This is a genomic window from Flavobacterium glucosi, from assembly GCF_048286535.1.
Taxonomy (GTDB): domain Bacteria; phylum Bacteroidota; class Bacteroidia; order Flavobacteriales; family Flavobacteriaceae; genus Flavobacterium.
On record NZ_JBLVPK010000007.1, the window covers coordinates 114,850 to 132,887 of the forward strand.

An 18,038-nucleotide genomic window follows, 5' to 3' on the forward strand; every position below is an offset into this window, starting at 1 on the left:
TAAATGGCTAATTATATATTTTCTATTTGGGCTCTTAATAGTTGCAGCGCACCGGACATCCTTTTTTCTACGGTTTTTTGGGAAATATCAAGCAGTTCAGCTATTTCTCTGTACTTTTTTCCATCGATTCGATTCAATAGAAATACTTCACGCTGTGCTTCACTTAATGATGCGATAGCTTTTGTGAGTTTTTGTTTGAATTCTTCTTCTTCAAATAAATATTCTGGGCTTTGATTATTTGTATCTAAGTTAGGCGCATCTTTGGCATATCGTAATACCACTTTTTGATGCTTTATGTTATTTAGAAATAAATTATTAATACTGGTAAATAAATATGTTTTGACTTTGCTAAAGTCGATTTTGGAACAATTTTCCCAAATTTTGGTAAATGCATCTTGAACCAAATCCAATGCAGCTTCGTCATCACCACATTTGTAGTATGCAAAATTATTTGCTGATTGCACATGCTTTAAGTAAAAGTCTCTAAAGTGATTTTCTTCGCAAAGGGTACTTTTTTCGTCGCTCATTGAGTATTAATTCATTTTTTGTAGGTTGTAAAAGTAAATTATTTTTTCAAAAAGCAGTTGTGTTAATTATAATTGCTTCTTCATGAAAAATATTTTAAATTTTAATTTATTGATTTGTAGTATTTTATGAATTTATTTGTAAAATTTTATATTTTTTTTAAATTTTCGTAGGGTAAAAATAAGCGTAGTTGTCTTACTAACAGAAAGGCGCTAAAAAACACCGCTTGTAAATATAAAAAATATATTAAATTTGAAACTTATGAAAAAATTAAAAATTGTTACAGGAATTGCAATGATGGCTATCTTGGGATTTACATCATGCCAAAGTGAAGTTGATGATGTACAAGGAGAAAATCCAAATACGAATTCGGCTAATTCAACGACAACTAATAATCTGAAACGTACTTCGATGTACGATGGTACATTTGATGATTTCTTGGATGGAGCATCATGTTCCTCTATTGTATTACCGGCATCAGCCAGAGTAAATGGTATTCAGGTTTCTATTCTAAGTCAATTGAATTACCAACAAGTTATTACCATTTTAGGACAGTCTAATAATGATCAAGATACCGTTGTATTTCAATTTCCTTTAAAAGTTAAATTAAGTAATTATACAGAGGCCACCGTTACTAATCAAACCGAGTATAATGCGATTCTTAATGCGTGTACATCAGCTGAAGCTTCTGGTCAGGATGCTATTTCTTCGGTAAATATCAGCTTTCCAATTACAATTTTAACGTATAATTTAAGTTTACAACAAACAGGAAGTGTTGCCATCACATCCGAACAACAATTATATACGTATATGTCTAATGTAAGCAGTACGGAATTATTTTCGGTAAAGTATCCAATTTCATTGACAATTGCCGATGGAACAAAAATGACTGTTTCTAGTGATGCTGAATTACAAGCAGCTATTACTGCTTCTTTAAAAACAGAAGCAACGATGGCAGCAGCGGTTGAAAATTCAAAAAAATTAGAAACAATATTGGTTAACGGAAAGTTTAAAGTTGATTCATACGTAAGTGCAGGAGTAAACTCAGCAACGAATTATAAAGATTTCACGATAGATTTCGCAAATAATTTATCGATTACCGCAACTAATCTATTGAGTACAACTGTAAATGGGACTTATGCAGTAAGCTCAGAATTAGATGTTTTTCTAAAACTAAATTTTTCAGGTAATGCTTCATTTAATTTATTGAATAATACATGGAAAGTAACAAGTTTTACTGCTTCGACAATCACATTGCAAAGCTCTACTAATGCAGCAGTAACATTAGTATTGAAACAAATATAGCTGGATTTAAGTGGGTAGTTTAGTAAGAACAGCTGCTTAAAATAGTGTAGCTGTTCTTATATGAATAAACGTAATAATAAATATAATAATGAAAAAAGTAATTTCTCTACTAACGATTGGTTTGTTCCTCTCAGTAGCATCCTGTTCAAAAGAAGATGATCCCTTAGATAATCCAGTTGCAGTAAATCCCAACACGAATAAACAGCAAACAGGAAGTTCTTCGAACGATTTGTTATCTGATAAAAAGTTCAAAAGGATGGTTATTGAAGTGGTGTATGTAGCCGGTTTTGAACCAAGCAGTGCTACTATCAATAATTTTGTAAACTTTCTTACAGCAAGAACATACAAACCAAACGGCATTAGTGTTATAAAACGTTCTATACCATCTCCAGGGAATTCGCCTTATACTAATGAGGAGATTGTAAGTATTGAAGATTCAAACAGAACAAAATATAACACTACAGATGAAATAGCGGTTTGGGCATTTTTTGCAGATGGGAAATCTTCAAAAGACACTGATACATCAGTTATCCTTGGAACAGCTTACAGAAATACTTCTTTTGTTATTTACGAACAAACTATTCAAGGTTTAAGCGACAGTCCATTTGAACCCAACAGAAGTCTATTAGAAACAACCGTAATTACGCATGAATTTGGGCATATACTTGGATTGACAAACCTTGGTACAGCCTTACAAAGTAATCACGAAGATGCAGCACATCCTAAGCATTGCAATATAAAAACCTGTTTAATGTATTGGTCTTCTGAAACAGGAAGTGGTATTGAGAATATGGTCTCAGGAGGAACAGCACCCCAACTGGATGCGCAATGTATTGCAGACCTAAGAGCTAACGGAGGGAAATAAAAGTAGAATTTGAATAATCAAAAACAAAAAAGATGAAAGTAAAGTATATAACAATAGCTTTATTCTTTGGTGTCATAACATCAATGAATGCACAGGATAATACTATTCCTAAATCGAATGGAGGAATAAAAGGAGGTTATAATTTAGCAGCAGTGAGTTTTGACGGAGATGGAGAAACGGAACAACGACACGGTTTTCATATAGGAGTGTATGGCGAGTCCTTTATTAGCGAAAGCTTTTCTATTCAACCTGAATTAATGTATTCTCAACAAGGATACAAAATAACAAATAGCAGTGGGACTTTTACCCAAAAATTAGATTATATAAATCTACCCTTGATGCTTAAAGCCTATCCTTCTCAAAATTTCTTTTTGGAAGCGGGTCCACAAATTGGATTAGCGGTTTCGCACAAAGAAGAATACGATGGACTTTTTAGCGGTTCACAACAATATGATCCTAATAATTTTGATTGGGGAATGAACTTTGGAGGAGGATTTAAAACGGATTCCGGTATCAGTTTAGGCGTGCGCTATCATTTAGGTTTAGGGGATTTATATGATGAAGGCAAAGCTCAAAACAGAGTACTGCAATTCTCATTAGGGTTTGATTTATAATCGTAAATAGTTATCAAAACCTAGAATGCCCAAGAAAATTTCTTGGGCATTTTTTTTATGTATTTTCGAAAGTAAAAATTCTGATTTATCTGTTAAAAAGAAACTTTGTAAATTATTCCGGCGGTGAATTTCCGAGTTAATCCGTCTGGGCGAACTTCTCGAACTACAAACGGTGTCGCTAGAGATAATTCAATACTGTTTTTAGTGTTAATGGCGTATGCACCAATTATATTTCCGTTAATGGTCAAACCATCAGAGTTTTTTATTGTTTCTCTATTTCCAAAAGCATTTTCAAAACGATCTTCTCCTAAATGATAAATGAATAAGACATTGGGTTTAAAAGTGATTTTTTTATTAGTGGTTTGAAACGTATAGGTTGTTCGCAACAAAGCATCTGATTTTCTTTCGAATAAATTAGTGGAAGGGAAATCATCCGTATTAGAAAACTCCTTGAAATACGAATTTTTATTGTTATTGAAGACGGGAATTTGGACTGCCGTATTAAAATCCCATTTTTTATAGTTAAGATTCAATCCTGCAATCACATCAAAAGTTCCCAAACTGGATTGGTAGTCCAAAGGAAGAGAAAACTCATTTAGTTTAAGATTTGAACTCGTAAACGGTATTTTGAAACCCAGTAACGAACTCCACTGCGTATTTGTTTTTGGTTTCCAATTGTAATTCCCTATCAAATAGGCATCACCAAAAGCACCTCGTTCACCAAAACTTCCTCTCGCAACGGAATAAGTGATTTTAGAACTTAGCGACAATCGTTCGTTTATAGTTCTGGTGTAGGTAATATAAGGTGAAATATAAGTGACATCAGCTTCTCCGGCACCAAAAATGGTTCCTACCTCAATTCCGTTTTTTAATTCTTTATCCATAGTTTGAAAACTGTTTCGAATGGAACAAATTCCGGCATCGCTACACCCTTGAGCAAAGGCGTTAGAGAACATAGCAACAGCGATAATTACCAGTAGTTTTTTCATAATAAGATTTAATTTTGAGATAATTGCGCCAGTGCGAAAAGGTGGTTGTATTGTTGGCAATGAATTAATACATATTTATATGTTGAAAGATTCACTTGAGATGGAATTGTGTATACCGTAGCAGATGTTACATTCCCCAGATTTACGAAATCTGTGGGTGTGGCATTTTTTGATAGGTATACTTTTAAATCGGGACCACTGGAAACACTGAAATCTTCCAATCGAACTTCATTTTGATTTCCATTCAAATAAATTTTAGCTGAACTGGTAACTTTAATTCCTGAGGTTGGCATGAAATTACCGGTAGCCACAGAAGGGGTGTTTTCAGGTATTGGTGTGCTTAAGTCAGGGTCACGTGTTAAATTGTCTTCTACTTCACAGGAGAATAATAGTAAGGCGAGAGGTAGTATAAAAACAATTTTTTTCATGGTAAAACATTTTTTTAAATCAATAATCAAATATAAAACGAATCAAAATTACAGTTTGTCAGCTAGTTTACATTTGGATTAAGTTATTCATTGATGCAAAAACAGTATTAACTAAATTTGAAAAACACTATTTAGTAAAAATTAATATCTTTGAACTCAAATTAGACATTCAATGATTACCAAAGAAGCGCCAACAGAATTAGAGCAATACTTTCAGCAGTTTCGCGATAACATAATCGGGATAAATCAAGGGTTTGAATCTCCTTATGGACAGCAACAAATTGTTTATACGGACTGGACAGCCAGTGGTCGTTTGTATCGTCCTATTGAAGAAAAATTAATGAATCAATTTGGTCCTTTTGTGGCCAATACCCATACTGAAACTACCGTTTCGGGAACTGCAATGACTAAAGCGTATCATCAGGCACGTCAAATTATTAAACAGCACGTGAATGCGAGTGCAGATGATGTTTTAATTACCGATGGGACAGGAATGACAGGTGTTGTCAATAAATTTCAACGAATATTGGGTTTAAAAGTACCTGAAAACTTAAAAAATTTCATCACTATTCCAGCCGAAAAGAAACCAATTGTTTTTATTTCGCACATGGAACACCATTCGAATCAAACGTCTTGGCTAGAAACTATTGCCGATGTTGAAGTTATTCCTTCTTCAGAAGACGGATTGTTCAGCATAGAAAATTTGGAATTTTTATTGGAAAAGTATAAAGAGCGACCTTTTAAAATAGCTTCGATTACCTCTTGTTCGAATGTTACGGGAATCAGAACTCCGTATCATGAAGTTGCAAAAATGATGCATCAACATAACGGACTGTGTTTTGTAGATTTTGCTTGCTCTGGTCCTTATGTAAAAATTGATATGCATCCAGAAGATGCCGAAAGTTATTTGGACGCTATTTTCTTTTCGCCACATAAATTTCTTGGCGGACCTGGGACTTGTGGCGTTTTGGTTTTTAATAAAAAATTATATCAAAATTTAGTTCCTGATAACCCAGGTGGCGGAACAGTAAGCTGGACGAATCCTTGGGGTGAGCACAAGTACATAGATAATATTGAAGATAGGGAAGATGGTGGTACTCCTGGCTTTCTTCAGGTAATAAAAACCGCATTGGCTGTTCAGTTGAAAGAGCAAATGGGAATTGAAAACATCTTAAATAGAGAGCACGAAATAGTGGATTATATTTTCTCGGAATTAGGAACTGTTTCCAATATTAAAATTCTTGCAGGACAGCATCACGATAGGTTAGGAGTGATTTCTTTCTTTGTGGAAGATTTGCATTTTAACTTAGGAGTGAAATTATTGAATGATAAATTCGGGATTCAAACCCGTGGTGGTTGCAGTTGTGCTGGAACCTACGGGCATTTTTTATTGCATGTTGATCAAGAAACATCCCATAAATTAATTGACGAAATTACTCTTGGCGATTTAATCAGAAAGCCGGGTTGGATCAGAATGTCAATTCATCCTACCACTACAAATGCAGAAATTGAATTTGTATGTAACGGCATCAAAGCATTGGCAACGAATCATAAAGTATGGGCTTTGGATTATGATTATAATGCTGCAACCAATGAGTTTTTAAATAAAAATGCACAACCTGTGGAAGACGCATTAGTAAAAAACTGGTTTTCTTTATAAGACTGGGTATTTATATTATTATTACTATTTCAGATTATATTGCTTTATAATATTATAAAACTAAATACCTATTATTAAGTAATATAAGGTATTTCTATTCAATGTGTTATCTGTTTAGCTTTCAATCATAAAATTCTATTATAAGTTTATAAAACGAGTAGGGGTATTAACTGATATAAAAAGGTCTAATTTTGTAATTGAAATTTTCTGTAGTCAATAAACTGAAATCGATACTAATTAATGATACTCTTTCGAAAACGATATGAATTATTTGGAAAAATCATTTTTGAGAAAGTGATTATTGAAGCCCCTTTTAAAATACCAAATCCAATGCCGGAGGAAGCCTGTTTTATCTATATGGTGGAGGGCCAAATTAAATATGAATTTGAAAATAAAAGCATTACTATACCTGTTAATGATGCTGTAATGTTAAAGTGTGGTAATTATTTTAGCCAAATTAGAAATAGCCAGGCATCAAAAAATCATCAGATTGTTATTGTTCATTTTCACCCTGAAATCCTAAAAAAAATTTATGATACTGATTTACCAAAGATTTTTCAAGAACCTGTAAAAAGAGATTTAAGTTTGAATTTAGGAAAAATCAATAATGATTTTCTTATTCAAAAATACATTGAAGGCATGTTATTTTATTTTGATAATCCAACGCTTGTAAATGACGATATTCTGGTCATAAAGTTAAAAGAGATCGTTTTGTTGTTGTGTCAGACAAAAAATGCTCCTGTGATTCAGCAAATTTTATCCCAGCTTTTTTCTCCTACAAGTTATTCTTTCAAACAAGTTATTGAGAACAATTTATATTCTCATTTTACCACTGATGAATTTGCTCAAATGACAAATCTTAGTCTTTCCTCTTTTAAAAGAGAATTCAAAAAAAATTATAATGATAGTCCCGCTAATTATATTCGAAATAAAAAGTTAGAAAAAGCAGCAGAATTATTATTGATTTCTGAAGAGAGAATTACGGATATTGCTTTTGATTGCGGTTTTAATGATCTAGCTAATTTTTCCACTCTCTTTCATGATAAATTTAATTGTGCTCCTTCGGCTTATAGATTGAACCAAATAGGCAAATTGTTGAACTAATTACAAAAGTTTTTTCGACTTATTAAAGCCAACTTTGTAATGTTAGATAACACAACAGTTGTTTAACTTAAACAAATAAAAAATGGCACATTTAAAATTAGAAAATAATTCAATTTCTCCAATCTCACAGGAAATTTTTGCTAAAACACAAAAAGGTTTAGGTTTTATCCCTAATATGTACACAAAAATGGGACAAAATCCTGCTTTGTTGGATTCTTATATTTATGCTTATAATAGTTTTAGAGCTAATTCCGGTTTTAATGCTGTGGAACAAGAAGTTATTTTTTTATCAGTAGCCTTCGAGAATAATTGTGAGTATTGTGTTGCAGCTCATAGTTTTATTGCAGATAAAATGTCAAAAGTTCCAACGGAAATAACGGATGCTATTCGTGACGGAAAACAAGTTCCGGATGCAAAATTAGCAGCATTGTCTACATTAACACGAATTCTTACTTCAACGCGTGGTAACGCTGCACAATCCGATGTAGATTCTTTTTTAGCAGCTGGATATGAAGAAGTGCATGTGTTGGGTATTATTGCAGGAATTGCAGTAAAATTAATGAGTAATTATTCCAATCACATTACTAATGCTGAGGTTGATGCAGCTTTTGCAGATAGAGTTTGGAAAAAATAAATAAAGTAATTTTATATTTTTGCCACTATTAAAACCAATAAAGATTAATTTCTTTATTGGTTTTTTTATTGTCAGTAGTCATAGCCTAAAAACAGATCAATGAAAGTTATAACTATAAAAGCATCATTACTTGCAACTTTTTTAGTTACCAGTTATATTTCATTTACCTTAGTAACTGACGATGTTTTGATTTCTGATGAAACAGCAATCATAGGCCTTGCCAATAAATTTTAACGTACTTTAGGTTCAAAAGTGCCCGAAGATTTAAAGAATTTCATAACTATTCCAGCTGAAAAAAAACCAATTGTTTTATTTTGCAGATAGAAAACCATTCCAATCAAACTTTTTTGGTTAAAAACTATTGTCGATGCGGAAGTTATTGTTTCTTCGGAAGACGATTTGCTTAGTATTGAAAATTTAGAATTGTTATTAGAAAAATAAAAAGAACGCCCTTTTAAAATAGCTTCTATTAGCTCTTGTTCGAATGTTACAGGAATCCCAACTCCTTATTATGAAGTAACAAGTTAAGATGGCGGTATTCCGTGGTTTCTTCAGAGGATAAAAACCACGTTGTCTATTGAGTTAAAAGAACAGATGGGAAATGAAAATATTATAAAAAGACATAGAAAGCGTAGTCTTAAATGCAACTAAAAAAATCACACAATTTAAAAGTTATTGTTTAGGCTATGTGATTTTTTTACTCAAATTTTTGCTTGATACCGTAAACTGATCATTATCTTCTGTGTTTCCATCGTTTATGTGTCCAGAAATAATATTCAGGAGCTTCCAGAATTTGTTTTTCAACTTCCTGAATATAAGCATGTGTAATTCCAAAATTAGGAATTGATCTGGGATTATCTGTAATGGGTACAAAAGTAGCTTCATAAAAACCTCTTTTTACTTTTTTTACTTTTACAAATAGGACAGTCAAATCGTATTTTTTAGCAAGCATTTCGGCACCTGTATGTACAGGTACTTCTATGCCCATGAATTTATCCCAATGAAAAGCTCTGTTTAATTTTGGAGATTGATCACTGGCCAGTCCGTACATACTAAGAATCCCTTTTTTTTGGTTTTCTGCCATCAACGGAATCGCTTTTTTAGTTTCCACTAATTCAGCATTGTATTTGGATCGAATGTCTCGGATTAGTTTATCAAAGTATTTATTGGCAATTTTTTTGTAAACGCCTATTCCTTTAAAATTTGTGTTAGCATTAAAAGACAATAACCACTCCCAACTCGCATAATGAGAGGCCAATAAAACAGTGCTTTTGCCTTTGGTTTCATATTCTTTTACCAATTCGGTATTGGTGACAACAAATCTTTTATTCATTTCAGCAGCTGAAATAGTCATTGTTTTTATCATTTCTAAAAACATATCACACAAATGGTGGTATGATTTTTTTTCGATAACAAGACGCTCATCGGCACTAAGATGAGGTAGTGCCAATGCCAAATTATATTTAACCGTTTTTTTGCGATAGCCAATAATGTAATAAACTATTAAATAGATGAAGTCAGAAAACCAATAGAAAATCCGGAACGGAAGAATAGAAATAATCCATAAAAACGGAAAAGTTAAGATAAAAACAAGAAATTGCATGCCGTTATTTTTCTTGCAAATATAAGTCAAAAATGTAGACTGATATAAATTTTGACTGCTTACTGTATCGGTATTTGAGAATGACTATCTTTACAATTCACAATAAATATACTTTATGAATACCGTTTTAATAGCAATAATTGTAGTAAATGTTTTAATTAGTTACAAAGGATTTAATGACCTTTCTTTTTTTAGAAAATATGAATTCCATATTGGAAGTATTCGCTCAGGAGAACAAATTAGGATGTTGTCCTCTGGTTTTCTGCATGCTGATATGACCCATTTGATTTTTAATATGTTGACACTTTGGTTTTTTGCTCCCGTAGTCATTAATCTTTTGGGTGATTTTTCCTTTATACTGGTTTATTTTGGGAGTTTAATTTTTGGGAGTTTATTGACGATGGTTTTTCATAAAAATGATTATGGGTATAGAGCTGTAGGCGCATCTGGAGCAGTAACGGGAGTTTTATATTCGGCAATATTATTACAGCCGGACATGATGTTGGGAATCTTTTTTGTTATTCCAATGCCCGCTTACATTTTTGGAATCCTTTATTTATTGTATTCTATTTACGGAATGAAGGCTAAGAATGATAATATTGGTCATACAGCTCATTTTGGAGGTGCTGTTGGAGGTTATTTAATTACACTTGTCAAAGAGCCTCAATTGTTCGTTGATCACACTTTGATGGTGATATTATTGGCTATTCCAATAGTCATTCTTTTCGTGATGGAAAAAATGGGGAAATTATAATGGCATAACTTTTGAAAAGAAATTAGTACAAACAATTAAATTATATAAAAATGAAAAAAGCACTATTGATTCTGTCTGTTCTATTTATTTCAATGTCTTATGGACAAGAAGTGAAGCAAGTTCCTCAAATAAATGTTAGCGGAGAAGGAAAAGTAAAGGTTATTCCGGATCAAGCTACTATAGCAGTTACAGTGGAAACAAAAGGGAATAATGCCAAGGATGTAAAAAAACAAAATGATGAAAAGATAGAGGCTGTTTTAAAGTTTATCAAAAAAATGAACCTGGCACCAGTAGATTATAAAACACAACGTGTTTCATTGAATCCACAATACGATTATGAAAAAAAGAAACACAGTTACAATGCGACTCAAACCATCGAAATCCTATTGAGAGATTTATCAAACTATGATGAACTGATGGAAGGATTAGTAGACCAAGGAATTAATAGAATTGATGCGGTAACATTTCAATCTTCAAAATTAGCCCAATATCAATCTGAAGCTAGAAAATTAGCTATGAAAGATGCAAAATTGAAAGCCGAAGATTATGTTTCCTTATTAGGACAGAAAGTAGGGCGTGCGATGACCATTTCTGATAATTCACAAACCTATTATCCACAACCGATGTATGCAGCGATGAAAACTATGGAAATGAGTGATGCTAGTGCTCCAAGACAAACGCTAGCGGTAGGGGAAATTAATATTACGGCTAATGTAACTGTGAGTTTTATTTTAGAATAAAAAAACAAAATATATAGTTGAAATATCCCATCTCAAAATCAAAAATGAGATGGGATTTTTTTTGAATCAACTCCAGTACTAAATGCAATAAAAGTATCAATTAGGGTAAATAAAAAAACTCTTCAATTGCTTGAAGAGTTTTAGTGGGGAGAGCAGGATTCGAACCTGCGAAGTTTACACAGCAGATTTACAGTCTGCCCTCGTTGGCCGCTTGAGTATCTCCCCAAAGCCTTTGAGTACAACACTTATTTGTTGTAAGCGGTTGCAAATATAGAAACAGTTTTGGTTTCTGCAAACTAATTTTACACTTAATTTCACTATTATTTTTAATGCATTGGTATTGAATAAAATAAAAAAATCTCCACTAGGGAGATTTTTTATTTTATATCGATAAATGCAATTATTTTGCTAGAAGTTCAATAATTTTTGCTCTAAGTGCATCACCTCTTAAATCTTTTGCGACTATATTTCCAGATGCATCGAGAATGAAAGTAGCCGGTATTGATTCTACTTTATATTGAGCAGCTATTGGTTCATCCCAAAATTTTAAATTTGAAACATGATTCCAAGTTAGGTTATCTTTTGCAATAGCATCTTTCCAAGCTTTGGCATCTTTATCTAACGATACGCCTATTATGTTAAGACCTTTACTGTGTAACTCTTTGTAAATTGCGACAACATTTGGGTTTTCTTGGCGACAAGGTCCACACCATGAAGCCCAAAAGTCAACGATTGTAACCTTTCCTAAATTTTCTTTTAGAGAAATTGTTTTCCCTTGAGGATTAGGACCTGAAAAATCTGTCCTTCATTTACCTTCAGCAACTGGTGCTGGTGCAACTGGAGCAGCTCCTACAGCTGGCGTTTTTAATTCAGCAAGTTTAGCTTTGATAGCAATACCTGGTTTTGTTTTTTTCAAAGATTCTTCTAAGCTGTTGTATAATTTTTCAGATTTTGTAACATCAGCAGTTGGATCATTTAACATACCTTGAATAATCAAAGCAGAAATAAATGCTTTTGGATGTGTTTCAGCATAAGTTACGTATTTAGCTTTTGAAGCTACACCAACTTCTTCTTGGATTTTAGAAAATTCTTGCATCAACTTATTGATAACAACTGTATCTTTAGTTTGTTGAGCAGTTTCCATAGTTTTCATGTTTTTGTTTTGGAAATCCATAAGTTTCTTTTGTACTTTAGTGATTTCTTCATTGAATGCTACGTATTCGTCATTATTATAAGTCCCTGAAACTTTAGATTTCTGGATACTGTCTTTGTTAATGGCGATAGTCACTTCTGCATTTTCTAATATGAAAGGTATTTTAGTTTGTGCACCTTCTAATTGAATCGTGTAGAAAGTAGGTTCAGTGATTGTGCCTTTCATTTCAAATTTACCGTTTTCAACTTTTACAGTATCTTTAGCAATCAATCCCATTCCATTTGCATCTTGCGTTTCCAAGATAATTGTTTTACCATTTTCAATTCCTGTTGCAGTCCCTGAAATGATGTATTCATCTTTGCCAACTTTGCTACAAGAAATTAAAACAACAGCAGCCGAAAGTAATAAAATTATTTTTTTCATTATTAATTAGTTAATTAAGTTAAGGTTGCAAAAGTATTTAAAAAATATAAAATACAAATTATTTTACAACCTAAATTTTTGTTATAATTTTTCATTCTTAATTAGGGTGTATTCTGTATCTTATTTTGAGGTGTTTTATAATGTAAACTATCGTTTTTTTTATTTTAAATTCAATTTTTAAATTCAATTTTTAATTTTGTATTTAGTTGATTTTAAATAATTTGATAAAAAAATATTTAAATTTATAAAATAAAAAAAGCATCCTGATAAAGGATGCTTAGGTGTTTTTTTTGATTTTGTAAAAACTAGTCTTGGTTGATTGTTTTTCTCCAAGTAAAAGAATTTAAGATATGTCTTTTTGCAAATCTTCCAGGAGAATCAGCATTTACCATTTTTACATACGTTGCTTTAGGCACACTGATGTACTCATAAACACTACCATTTGAAAAATTGATAATCAATCTGCCTTCAACAAATTTATAATCTGTAATTGTAGCAGTAGCTATAGTTTCAGTATATTCAGGTAAGTTTTGTTTAACAGTTTCAGGATTGATGCTTACCAAGAAATGATATGCTTCAATGATTTTTTTACTGTTTTCTTCTGCAGCTTTCAATCCAGTTTCATCGCCCTGAAATTTGTCAGGATGCGCTTCTTTCATAGCGTTGCGATAAATCGTTTTCAAATCTTTTAGCTCTGCAGTTTTATCTACATTTAGCAATTTGCGGTATTCAACTATTTTTTTCATAAATAAGGTAACTACTTGTCTTTTACTATTAAATCAATATAATTTGATTTGAAAAATCGACAAATTTTTTGCAAAGGTACACTTTTTTTTAAATTTTTAGTTTGTGACAAAAAAATATTCAAAAAAAAGAATTTAGATTCTATTTTTTTTCTTAAAAAAGGTAAGACGAAAAATTATTATTGTTGTGGTTTATTATTGGCTTTATCGAAGTTTTTCGATTTTTTTTGATATTTATTATAACTGATATCGCTTGGATTTTCAATTATAGATTTTATTGTAATCCAATCACCAATAGTATGTTTTTGGGCCATTTTATAGTCTAAAAGATATTCCCCACAAAAAAAGTTGTTGTTCTCATCTTTTTCCATAATTCCGGTGTAAACACCTTTTTGTAACATTCTTTCTTCAGAAGCTTTGGTCATAATCAATTTATTTAAAATAATTCTAGTGGGCAAAGTTAATCAAATATTACTTGTCTTGTTCAATATTACACTTTCTGATTACCTTTGTTTAATGAAAAAAATGTTTCGTCCCAACCCCAATTCTTTCAAAAATACTTTTTGTGTGTTTCATGAAGAGTCTTTGAATAGTATAAATGGATTAGAACTTCAATATGATAGCAAATCAGGGAGTAAATATTACTACACTAAAGTAGGAATGTATCGCTTATCAAATCATTGGGGACGATTGGCTAACAGCAAATGGCGTTTAGAGCCATTAGACCCTGAAACAGCTTCTAAAATAAAATTAGGTTTTGCACCTTGGACTAATTTTTATCCGGATAATGCTCACGAGGAATTATATTACTTAGAAGCAAATTATCTAAATAAAACGGTTAATTATCAACATAAAAAGAATCCAAATTATGATAATAAAGCCATTCTTCGAACCAGTTTGGAAACTACAAAACGAATCAAGCAAGTTCGAAATTTATTTAATCTGTCTTCATGGTCAAACCATTTTGATTATGATGATTTGGATATTTTGAGAAAAAAAATCATTGATAAATTAATCTTTACCAATAATTCATTGGAAGATATAAAAAGAGAATTGAAATAAATACTTGAACTATTTACTCAAAACGTTATATTTTAAGTAGCAAAAAAGATATATTGTTGCAATTGTTAAAAAGAGTTTTTGCACTAGATTTCAAGGATTAGCACAAATTAATTCCTCACATAACTTTAAAAATCTTTGAAATTTGGGCAAAGAAATTTAGAGTTTTAATAAGATACCACATTGAATTTTAGCAATTACTTAATCATTCGAAGCAATCAATTCTAAATCATTTATGGTGATTGGTTTAGATAAATAACCTAAAATATCGGAATAGGTTTTTGATTTGTTTTTGTCTTCAGAGGCAATAGAAGAACTTACGATATACACGATGATGTTTTTGCTGAATTTGGATTTTAGGAGTCCCATTTTTTCCATAAATTCCCATCCATCCATAATTGGCATATTAATATCCAAGAGGATTATATCTGGAAGTATATCAGTATTATCCGAGATGCTATGTATGGTATCATGCAAAGCATCTATTGCTTCTTTTCCATTTTTGAAAGAAGTAATTGTTGAAAATATTTCAGATCTTTGAATGATTTTATTGATGATGATTTGATAAATTGCATCATCGTCGATTACCCAGATTGCTTTTTTTGTCATTGGATATAGATTTTAAATGTAGTTCCTATATTGGGTTCGCTTTCAACAGTGATATTTCCACCCATGGCATCAATTTGATTTTTTGTAATGAATAATCCAATCCCTTTTGAATCGGCATTATTAGTGAATGTTTTATACATTCCAAAAATTTTATCAGCATTCTTAACAAGGTCAATTCCAACACCATTGTCTGAAATTTGAAGAATTTTGTTAGTGTCATCATTTATCCATGTAATGATTATAATGGGTTTGCGTTCCGGATGACTGTATCTTATGGAGTTAGAAATTATATTGTAAAGGATGCTTTCTAGGTAAGCCGGATTATAGTTTATCATCACATCATCAGGCATGATAGTAGAAATAGAAACCTCTTTTGAGTTTATTTGTTCCGAAAGGACTCTTTGAACAGTTTCTAAATACTGCTTTAAATTTAATGATTCTGATACCATACCAAAATTGGTTCTTATGTTTATAACTTCGTTTAAGTGAATCATGGTTTCATTTAAGGAATTCGAAACAGATTTTAATAATTGTATCATTTCACCTTTCTCCTCCTCAGATTCAGAAGATTCTATTAGCGACATAATAGATGCGATGTTACTGGTATGTGATCTTAAATTGTGTGAAACTATATAGGAAAAGTTAAGTAGTCTTTTGTTTTGTTCTGTGACTAAATTGAAAGAGTCATTTAAATCTTTTTCGGCTTCTTTTGTTGTTGTAATATCAATCATAATACCTCGTAAAGTAGTAGCTACATCATTTTCGGAAATTACATTTACAATATCTCTTAACCAAACAACAGCTCCATTCTTAGCAATCATTCGATACTCAATATCATGATTTAAATTTTCTTTTGTTTTCAAAGCACAATATTCGATGGTCCAATGGCTGTCTTCAGGATGAATATGGTCCGACCAAAAAGTAGTACTTGCCAACCATTCTTCAGATGTATACCCCAATATTTTTTCTACTTTTTGACTTATAAAATTAAAATTAAAAGTTTTAGCATCACATTCCCAAACAATTCCATCAATAGTATTAATTAAAGATTCAATTCTCTGTTGTGATTTAAGAATTATGTTTTCGGATGATTTTCGGTCCGTGATGTCTTCAGTGGAAACAATAATTCTTTCCAATGATTTTTCATAACCCTGAATTACATTCCATCTTAAATTTACATCTCGGTATTCACCTTCTTTGTTTTTTATTTTAGTATCAAGAATTAATTGCATCTCATCTTGTGTTATTGCAATTAGTTGTTTTGTAAAATCTGGAATAGAATCTTTATTGATGATTTGTGAAAGATCCGTAATTAATTCTTCTTTAGTTTTAACTTTATGAAGGTGAAGGCACATCGCATTCACATCAATAATTTTCACTAAAGCAATGCATTCATGAACCACATCAGGATGCATTTGTAAATAAAGAGAAACGGTTTCTGGAGTTTCATTGATAAGATTTAATTTTTTAAGATAATTTTTAACCTCAGAATAATCTTCTTCCCACAATGGAATTGGGGAATCTTCAAATAAACTTTTGAATCGGGTTTCACTTTTTTTGATTAATTTTTCAGCTTCTTTTTTTAATGAAATATCTTCAACAATAGAGATATGGGTAGTCACTTTCTTATCTTTTTTAAAGAGTGGAGACACAGTGAGATTTACCCAAATAATAGCACCCGATTTTGTAAAATATCGTTTTTCCATGGAATATGCTGTTACTTTTCCATCTCTGAGTTTTTCTAAATTCATTAAATCGTCTTCTAAATCTTCAGGGTGTGTTACCGATTGAAAATTTCTCTCTTTCATTTCTTGTTGTGAATACCCTAATAGTTTACAGTATTGATTATTGATCTCAATAAAATCACCTGTAAATGAATTTATGTGTGCTATTCCTACAGCTGCCTGATCGAAAATTGCTTCAAATTTTATCTCAGAATTTAAAAGTTTTGTTGCTTGAATATTTACTAAAGACTGAAGCTCTCCGGGAATTTTTAACAAAGTGTAAATAAGAACACCAAAAAGGGCCGCTAAAATCAGTCCTATAATTCCTGGAATCAGAATCTGGGCGTAAAAATAATTTTGATGTTTAGAGATTAGATATAATTTCCAATCACCATCAGGGATTGTTCTATAGATGTTGTATTTTTTAGAAAAATCACTCTTATTGGGTAAGTAAAAAGTTTCCTTTTTAGTAGTTGTATTTTCCTTTGAAAACTGAAAATAATATTTCGAATCATCAACAGTATTTATTCCGGAAGATTTCAATAAAGTATCAAATTTAATAATAACAGCTGAAAATCCCCAAAATTTATTATTGCGAAAAACGGGAAATCTTCCCACAATTCCCATTCCGCCTTGTTTTAGTTTTAAAGGACCTGCAAAATACATTTTTTGGGATGTAACGGACTTTAAAGCTTCCCTTTTTAGATGAGGAGCCTTCAAAATATTTAAATTTAAAGCAGCTTCATTACCTTTTAAGGGATAGATATACTTAATAACTCCATTTGGAACCAATTGAACGGCACTGATACTATTGTTTGATTCTATCAGTTTTTTACCTACATAATCAAAGTTTTCAGGAACACCTTGATCATTGATGGTTAATGCTAATGTTAATGTGGTTGTATAACAATTTCTAAGCGATTGCTCTAAATTTTGATTGACAATTCGCAGTATATTATTCATTTCTCGTTGCTCATCTTCTTTTATTAGCCGATATTGCTGAGAGACAATAAATCCTGCAATATAACTGAGGAATAAGAAAGTGATGAAACCCGTTATTTTAGGTCTGCTTAAAAACCAATTCATAAATTTAGGGTATTTTTTTT

The 18,038-nt window shown here is 31.5% G+C and carries 19 protein-coding genes, 1 tRNA gene and 1 pseudogene; 10 read left to right on the forward strand and 11 right to left on the reverse strand.

Annotated elements, in window-relative coordinates; genetic code table 11:
- Window positions 1-11 precede the first annotated feature (11 nt).
- Window positions 12-527, reverse strand: coding sequence for an RNA polymerase sigma factor (locus tag ACNQGD_RS13030; protein WP_417975215.1), 516 nt, complete (start codon window positions 525-527; stop codon window positions 12-14).
- A 259-nt stretch (window positions 528-786) separates the two neighbouring features.
- Here ACNQGD_RS13030 and ACNQGD_RS13035 point away from each other — a divergent pair, with 259 nt between their 5' ends.
- From ACNQGD_RS13035 to ACNQGD_RS13045, 3 genes are all read left to right on the forward strand, one after another.
- Window positions 787-1,830 carry a hypothetical protein gene (locus tag ACNQGD_RS13035; protein WP_417999582.1) on the forward strand — a complete coding sequence of 348 codons (1,044 nt, stop codon included), beginning with the start codon at window positions 787-789 and terminating at the stop codon, window positions 1,828-1,830.
- A gap of 88 nt (window positions 1,831-1,918) precedes the next feature.
- Window positions 1,919-2,695, forward strand: a complete 777-nt coding sequence (locus ACNQGD_RS13040; protein ID WP_417995015.1) for a membrane metalloprotease — start codon at window positions 1,919-1,921, stop codon at window positions 2,693-2,695.
- 32 nt (window positions 2,696-2,727) lie between these two features.
- Entirely contained in the window at window positions 2,728-3,309 is a 582-nt protein-coding gene (locus tag ACNQGD_RS13045; RefSeq protein ID WP_417999583.1) for a porin family protein, read from the forward strand.
- 92 nt (window positions 3,310-3,401) lie between these two features.
- Here ACNQGD_RS13045 and ACNQGD_RS13050 read toward each other — a convergent pair whose 3' ends face one another.
- Window positions 3,402-4,298, reverse strand: a complete 897-nt coding sequence (locus ACNQGD_RS13050) for a hypothetical protein (RefSeq protein WP_417999584.1) — start codon at window positions 4,296-4,298, stop codon at window positions 3,402-3,404.
- Window positions 4,299-4,306: 8 nt separating this feature from the next.
- The gene (locus ACNQGD_RS13055; protein WP_417999585.1) at window positions 4,307-4,726 is read right to left on the reverse strand and encodes a DM13 domain-containing protein; all 420 of its coding nucleotides are present in this window, start codon (window positions 4,724-4,726) and stop codon (window positions 4,307-4,309) included.
- 172 nt (window positions 4,727-4,898) lie between these two features.
- Here ACNQGD_RS13055 and ACNQGD_RS13060 point away from each other — a divergent pair, with 172 nt between their 5' ends.
- The 4 genes from ACNQGD_RS13060 to ACNQGD_RS13075 all read left to right on the forward strand — a co-directional run bounded on the left by ACNQGD_RS13060 (window position 4,899) and on the right by ACNQGD_RS13075 (window position 8,358).
- Complete coding sequence (locus tag ACNQGD_RS13060) at window positions 4,899-6,386, forward strand: aminotransferase class V-fold PLP-dependent enzyme (RefSeq protein WP_417999586.1); 1,488 nt, start codon at window positions 4,899-4,901, stop codon at window positions 6,384-6,386.
- 240 nt (window positions 6,387-6,626) lie between these two features.
- Window positions 6,627-7,490 (forward strand): helix-turn-helix domain-containing protein, encoded by an 864-nt coding sequence (locus tag ACNQGD_RS13065; RefSeq protein ID WP_417995009.1) that lies wholly within the window; start codon window positions 6,627-6,629, stop codon window positions 7,488-7,490.
- A gap of 82 nt (window positions 7,491-7,572) precedes the next feature.
- Complete coding sequence (locus ACNQGD_RS13070) at window positions 7,573-8,124, forward strand: carboxymuconolactone decarboxylase family protein (protein ID WP_417999587.1); 552 nt, start codon at window positions 7,573-7,575, stop codon at window positions 8,122-8,124.
- Window positions 8,125-8,223: 99 nt separating this feature from the next.
- Window positions 8,224-8,358, forward strand: coding sequence for a hypothetical protein (locus ACNQGD_RS13075; RefSeq protein WP_417999588.1), 135 nt, complete (start codon window positions 8,224-8,226; stop codon window positions 8,356-8,358).
- A 499-nt stretch (window positions 8,359-8,857) separates the two neighbouring features.
- Here the strand turns inward: ACNQGD_RS13075 and ACNQGD_RS13080 are convergent, their stop codons facing one another.
- Window positions 8,858-9,727, reverse strand: a complete 870-nt coding sequence (locus tag ACNQGD_RS13080) for a lysophospholipid acyltransferase family protein (protein ID WP_417999589.1) — start codon at window positions 9,725-9,727, stop codon at window positions 8,858-8,860.
- A 115-nt stretch (window positions 9,728-9,842) separates the two neighbouring features.
- Here ACNQGD_RS13080 and ACNQGD_RS13085 point away from each other — a divergent pair, with 115 nt between their 5' ends.
- Entirely contained in the window at window positions 9,843-10,481 is a 639-nt protein-coding gene (locus ACNQGD_RS13085) for a rhomboid family intramembrane serine protease (protein WP_417999590.1), read from the forward strand.
- A 50-nt stretch (window positions 10,482-10,531) separates the two neighbouring features.
- Window positions 10,532-11,221, forward strand: coding sequence for an SIMPL domain-containing protein (locus ACNQGD_RS13090; protein WP_417999591.1), 690 nt, complete (start codon window positions 10,532-10,534; stop codon window positions 11,219-11,221).
- A gap of 144 nt (window positions 11,222-11,365) precedes the next feature.
- On the opposite strand, the gene ACNQGD_RS13095 is transcribed toward ACNQGD_RS13090, so the two are convergent.
- The 5 genes and pseudogenes from ACNQGD_RS13095 to ACNQGD_RS13115 form a co-directional block, all read right to left on the reverse strand.
- Window positions 11,366-11,446 (reverse strand) — tRNA-Tyr (locus ACNQGD_RS13095).
- 175 nt (window positions 11,447-11,621) lie between these two features.
- Window positions 11,622-12,008: pseudogene (locus ACNQGD_RS13100) on the reverse strand (TlpA family protein disulfide reductase); the annotation flags it as partial.
- A gap of 18 nt (window positions 12,009-12,026) precedes the next feature.
- Entirely contained in the window at window positions 12,027-12,797 is a 771-nt protein-coding gene (locus ACNQGD_RS13105; RefSeq protein WP_417995003.1) for a DUF4369 domain-containing protein, read from the reverse strand.
- Window positions 12,798-13,102: 305 nt separating this feature from the next.
- A complete protein-coding gene (locus ACNQGD_RS13110; RefSeq protein ID WP_417995002.1) occupies window positions 13,103-13,543 on the reverse strand; it encodes a KTSC domain-containing protein in 441 nt (146 codons plus the stop codon).
- A gap of 176 nt (window positions 13,544-13,719) precedes the next feature.
- A complete protein-coding gene (locus tag ACNQGD_RS13115; protein ID WP_417999592.1) occupies window positions 13,720-13,965 on the reverse strand; it encodes a hypothetical protein in 246 nt (81 codons plus the stop codon).
- A gap of 91 nt (window positions 13,966-14,056) precedes the next feature.
- Between ACNQGD_RS13115 and ACNQGD_RS13120 the strand changes: the two genes are divergently transcribed.
- Window positions 14,057-14,602 (forward strand): hypothetical protein, encoded by a 546-nt coding sequence (locus ACNQGD_RS13120; RefSeq protein WP_417999593.1) that lies wholly within the window; start codon window positions 14,057-14,059, stop codon window positions 14,600-14,602.
- A gap of 198 nt (window positions 14,603-14,800) precedes the next feature.
- Here the strand turns inward: ACNQGD_RS13120 and ACNQGD_RS13125 are convergent, their stop codons facing one another.
- On the reverse strand, window positions 14,801-15,208 hold the full coding sequence (locus ACNQGD_RS13125) for a response regulator (protein ID WP_417999594.1): 408 nt from the start codon (window positions 15,206-15,208) through the stop codon (window positions 14,801-14,803).
- The gene (locus ACNQGD_RS13130) at window positions 15,205-18,018 is read right to left on the reverse strand and encodes a PAS domain S-box protein (RefSeq protein WP_417999595.1); all 2,814 of its coding nucleotides are present in this window, start codon (window positions 18,016-18,018) and stop codon (window positions 15,205-15,207) included. Before ACNQGD_RS13130 ends, ACNQGD_RS13125 begins: the two co-directional genes overlap by 4 nt.
- Window positions 18,019-18,038: the final 20 nt, after the last annotated feature.

What these genes read in the sequence shown, in the direction of transcription:
- ACNQGD_RS13040 (WP_417995015.1), top strand. Translation starts at nt 1,919, where the DNA reads ATGAAAAAAGTAATTTCTCTACTAACGATTGGTTTGTTCCTCTCAGTA.
- ACNQGD_RS13130 (WP_417999595.1), bottom strand. Translation starts at nt 18,018, where the DNA reads ATGAATTGGTTTTTAAGCAGACCTAAAATAACGGGTTTCATCACTTTC.
- ACNQGD_RS13065 (WP_417995009.1), top strand. Translation starts at nt 6,627, where the DNA reads ATGATACTCTTTCGAAAACGATATGAATTATTTGGAAAAATCATTTTT.
- ACNQGD_RS13090 (WP_417999591.1), top strand. Translation starts at nt 10,532, where the DNA reads ATGAAAAAAGCACTATTGATTCTGTCTGTTCTATTTATTTCAATGTCT.
- ACNQGD_RS13070 (WP_417999587.1), top strand. Translation starts at nt 7,573, where the DNA reads ATGGCACATTTAAAATTAGAAAATAATTCAATTTCTCCAATCTCACAG.
- ACNQGD_RS13115 (WP_417999592.1), bottom strand. Translation starts at nt 13,965, where the DNA reads ATGACCAAAGCTTCTGAAGAAAGAATGTTACAAAAAGGTGTTTACACC.
- ACNQGD_RS13045 (WP_417999583.1), top strand. Translation starts at nt 2,728, where the DNA reads ATGAAAGTAAAGTATATAACAATAGCTTTATTCTTTGGTGTCATAACA.
- ACNQGD_RS13035 (WP_417999582.1), top strand. Translation starts at nt 787, where the DNA reads ATGAAAAAATTAAAAATTGTTACAGGAATTGCAATGATGGCTATCTTG.
- ACNQGD_RS13030 (WP_417975215.1), bottom strand. Translation starts at nt 527, where the DNA reads ATGAGCGACGAAAAAAGTACCCTTTGCGAAGAAAATCACTTTAGAGAC.
- ACNQGD_RS13120 (WP_417999593.1), top strand. Translation starts at nt 14,057, where the DNA reads ATGAAAAAAATGTTTCGTCCCAACCCCAATTCTTTCAAAAATACTTTT.
- ACNQGD_RS13080 (WP_417999589.1), bottom strand. Translation starts at nt 9,727, where the DNA reads ATGCAATTTCTTGTTTTTATCTTAACTTTTCCGTTTTTATGGATTATT.
- ACNQGD_RS13060 (WP_417999586.1), top strand. Translation starts at nt 4,899, where the DNA reads ATGATTACCAAAGAAGCGCCAACAGAATTAGAGCAATACTTTCAGCAG.
- ACNQGD_RS13125 (WP_417999594.1), bottom strand. Translation starts at nt 15,208, where the DNA reads ATGACAAAAAAAGCAATCTGGGTAATCGACGATGATGCAATTTATCAA.
- ACNQGD_RS13050 (WP_417999584.1), bottom strand. Translation starts at nt 4,298, where the DNA reads ATGAAAAAACTACTGGTAATTATCGCTGTTGCTATGTTCTCTAACGCC.
- ACNQGD_RS13110 (WP_417995002.1), bottom strand. Translation starts at nt 13,543, where the DNA reads ATGAAAAAAATAGTTGAATACCGCAAATTGCTAAATGTAGATAAAACT.
- ACNQGD_RS13085 (WP_417999590.1), top strand. Translation starts at nt 9,843, where the DNA reads ATGAATACCGTTTTAATAGCAATAATTGTAGTAAATGTTTTAATTAGT.
- ACNQGD_RS13075 (WP_417999588.1), top strand. Translation starts at nt 8,224, where the DNA reads ATGAAAGTTATAACTATAAAAGCATCATTACTTGCAACTTTTTTAGTT.
- ACNQGD_RS13055 (WP_417999585.1), bottom strand. Translation starts at nt 4,726, where the DNA reads ATGAAAAAAATTGTTTTTATACTACCTCTCGCCTTACTATTATTCTCC.
- ACNQGD_RS13105 (WP_417995003.1), bottom strand. Translation starts at nt 12,797, where the DNA reads ATGAAAAAAATAATTTTATTACTTTCGGCTGCTGTTGTTTTAATTTCT.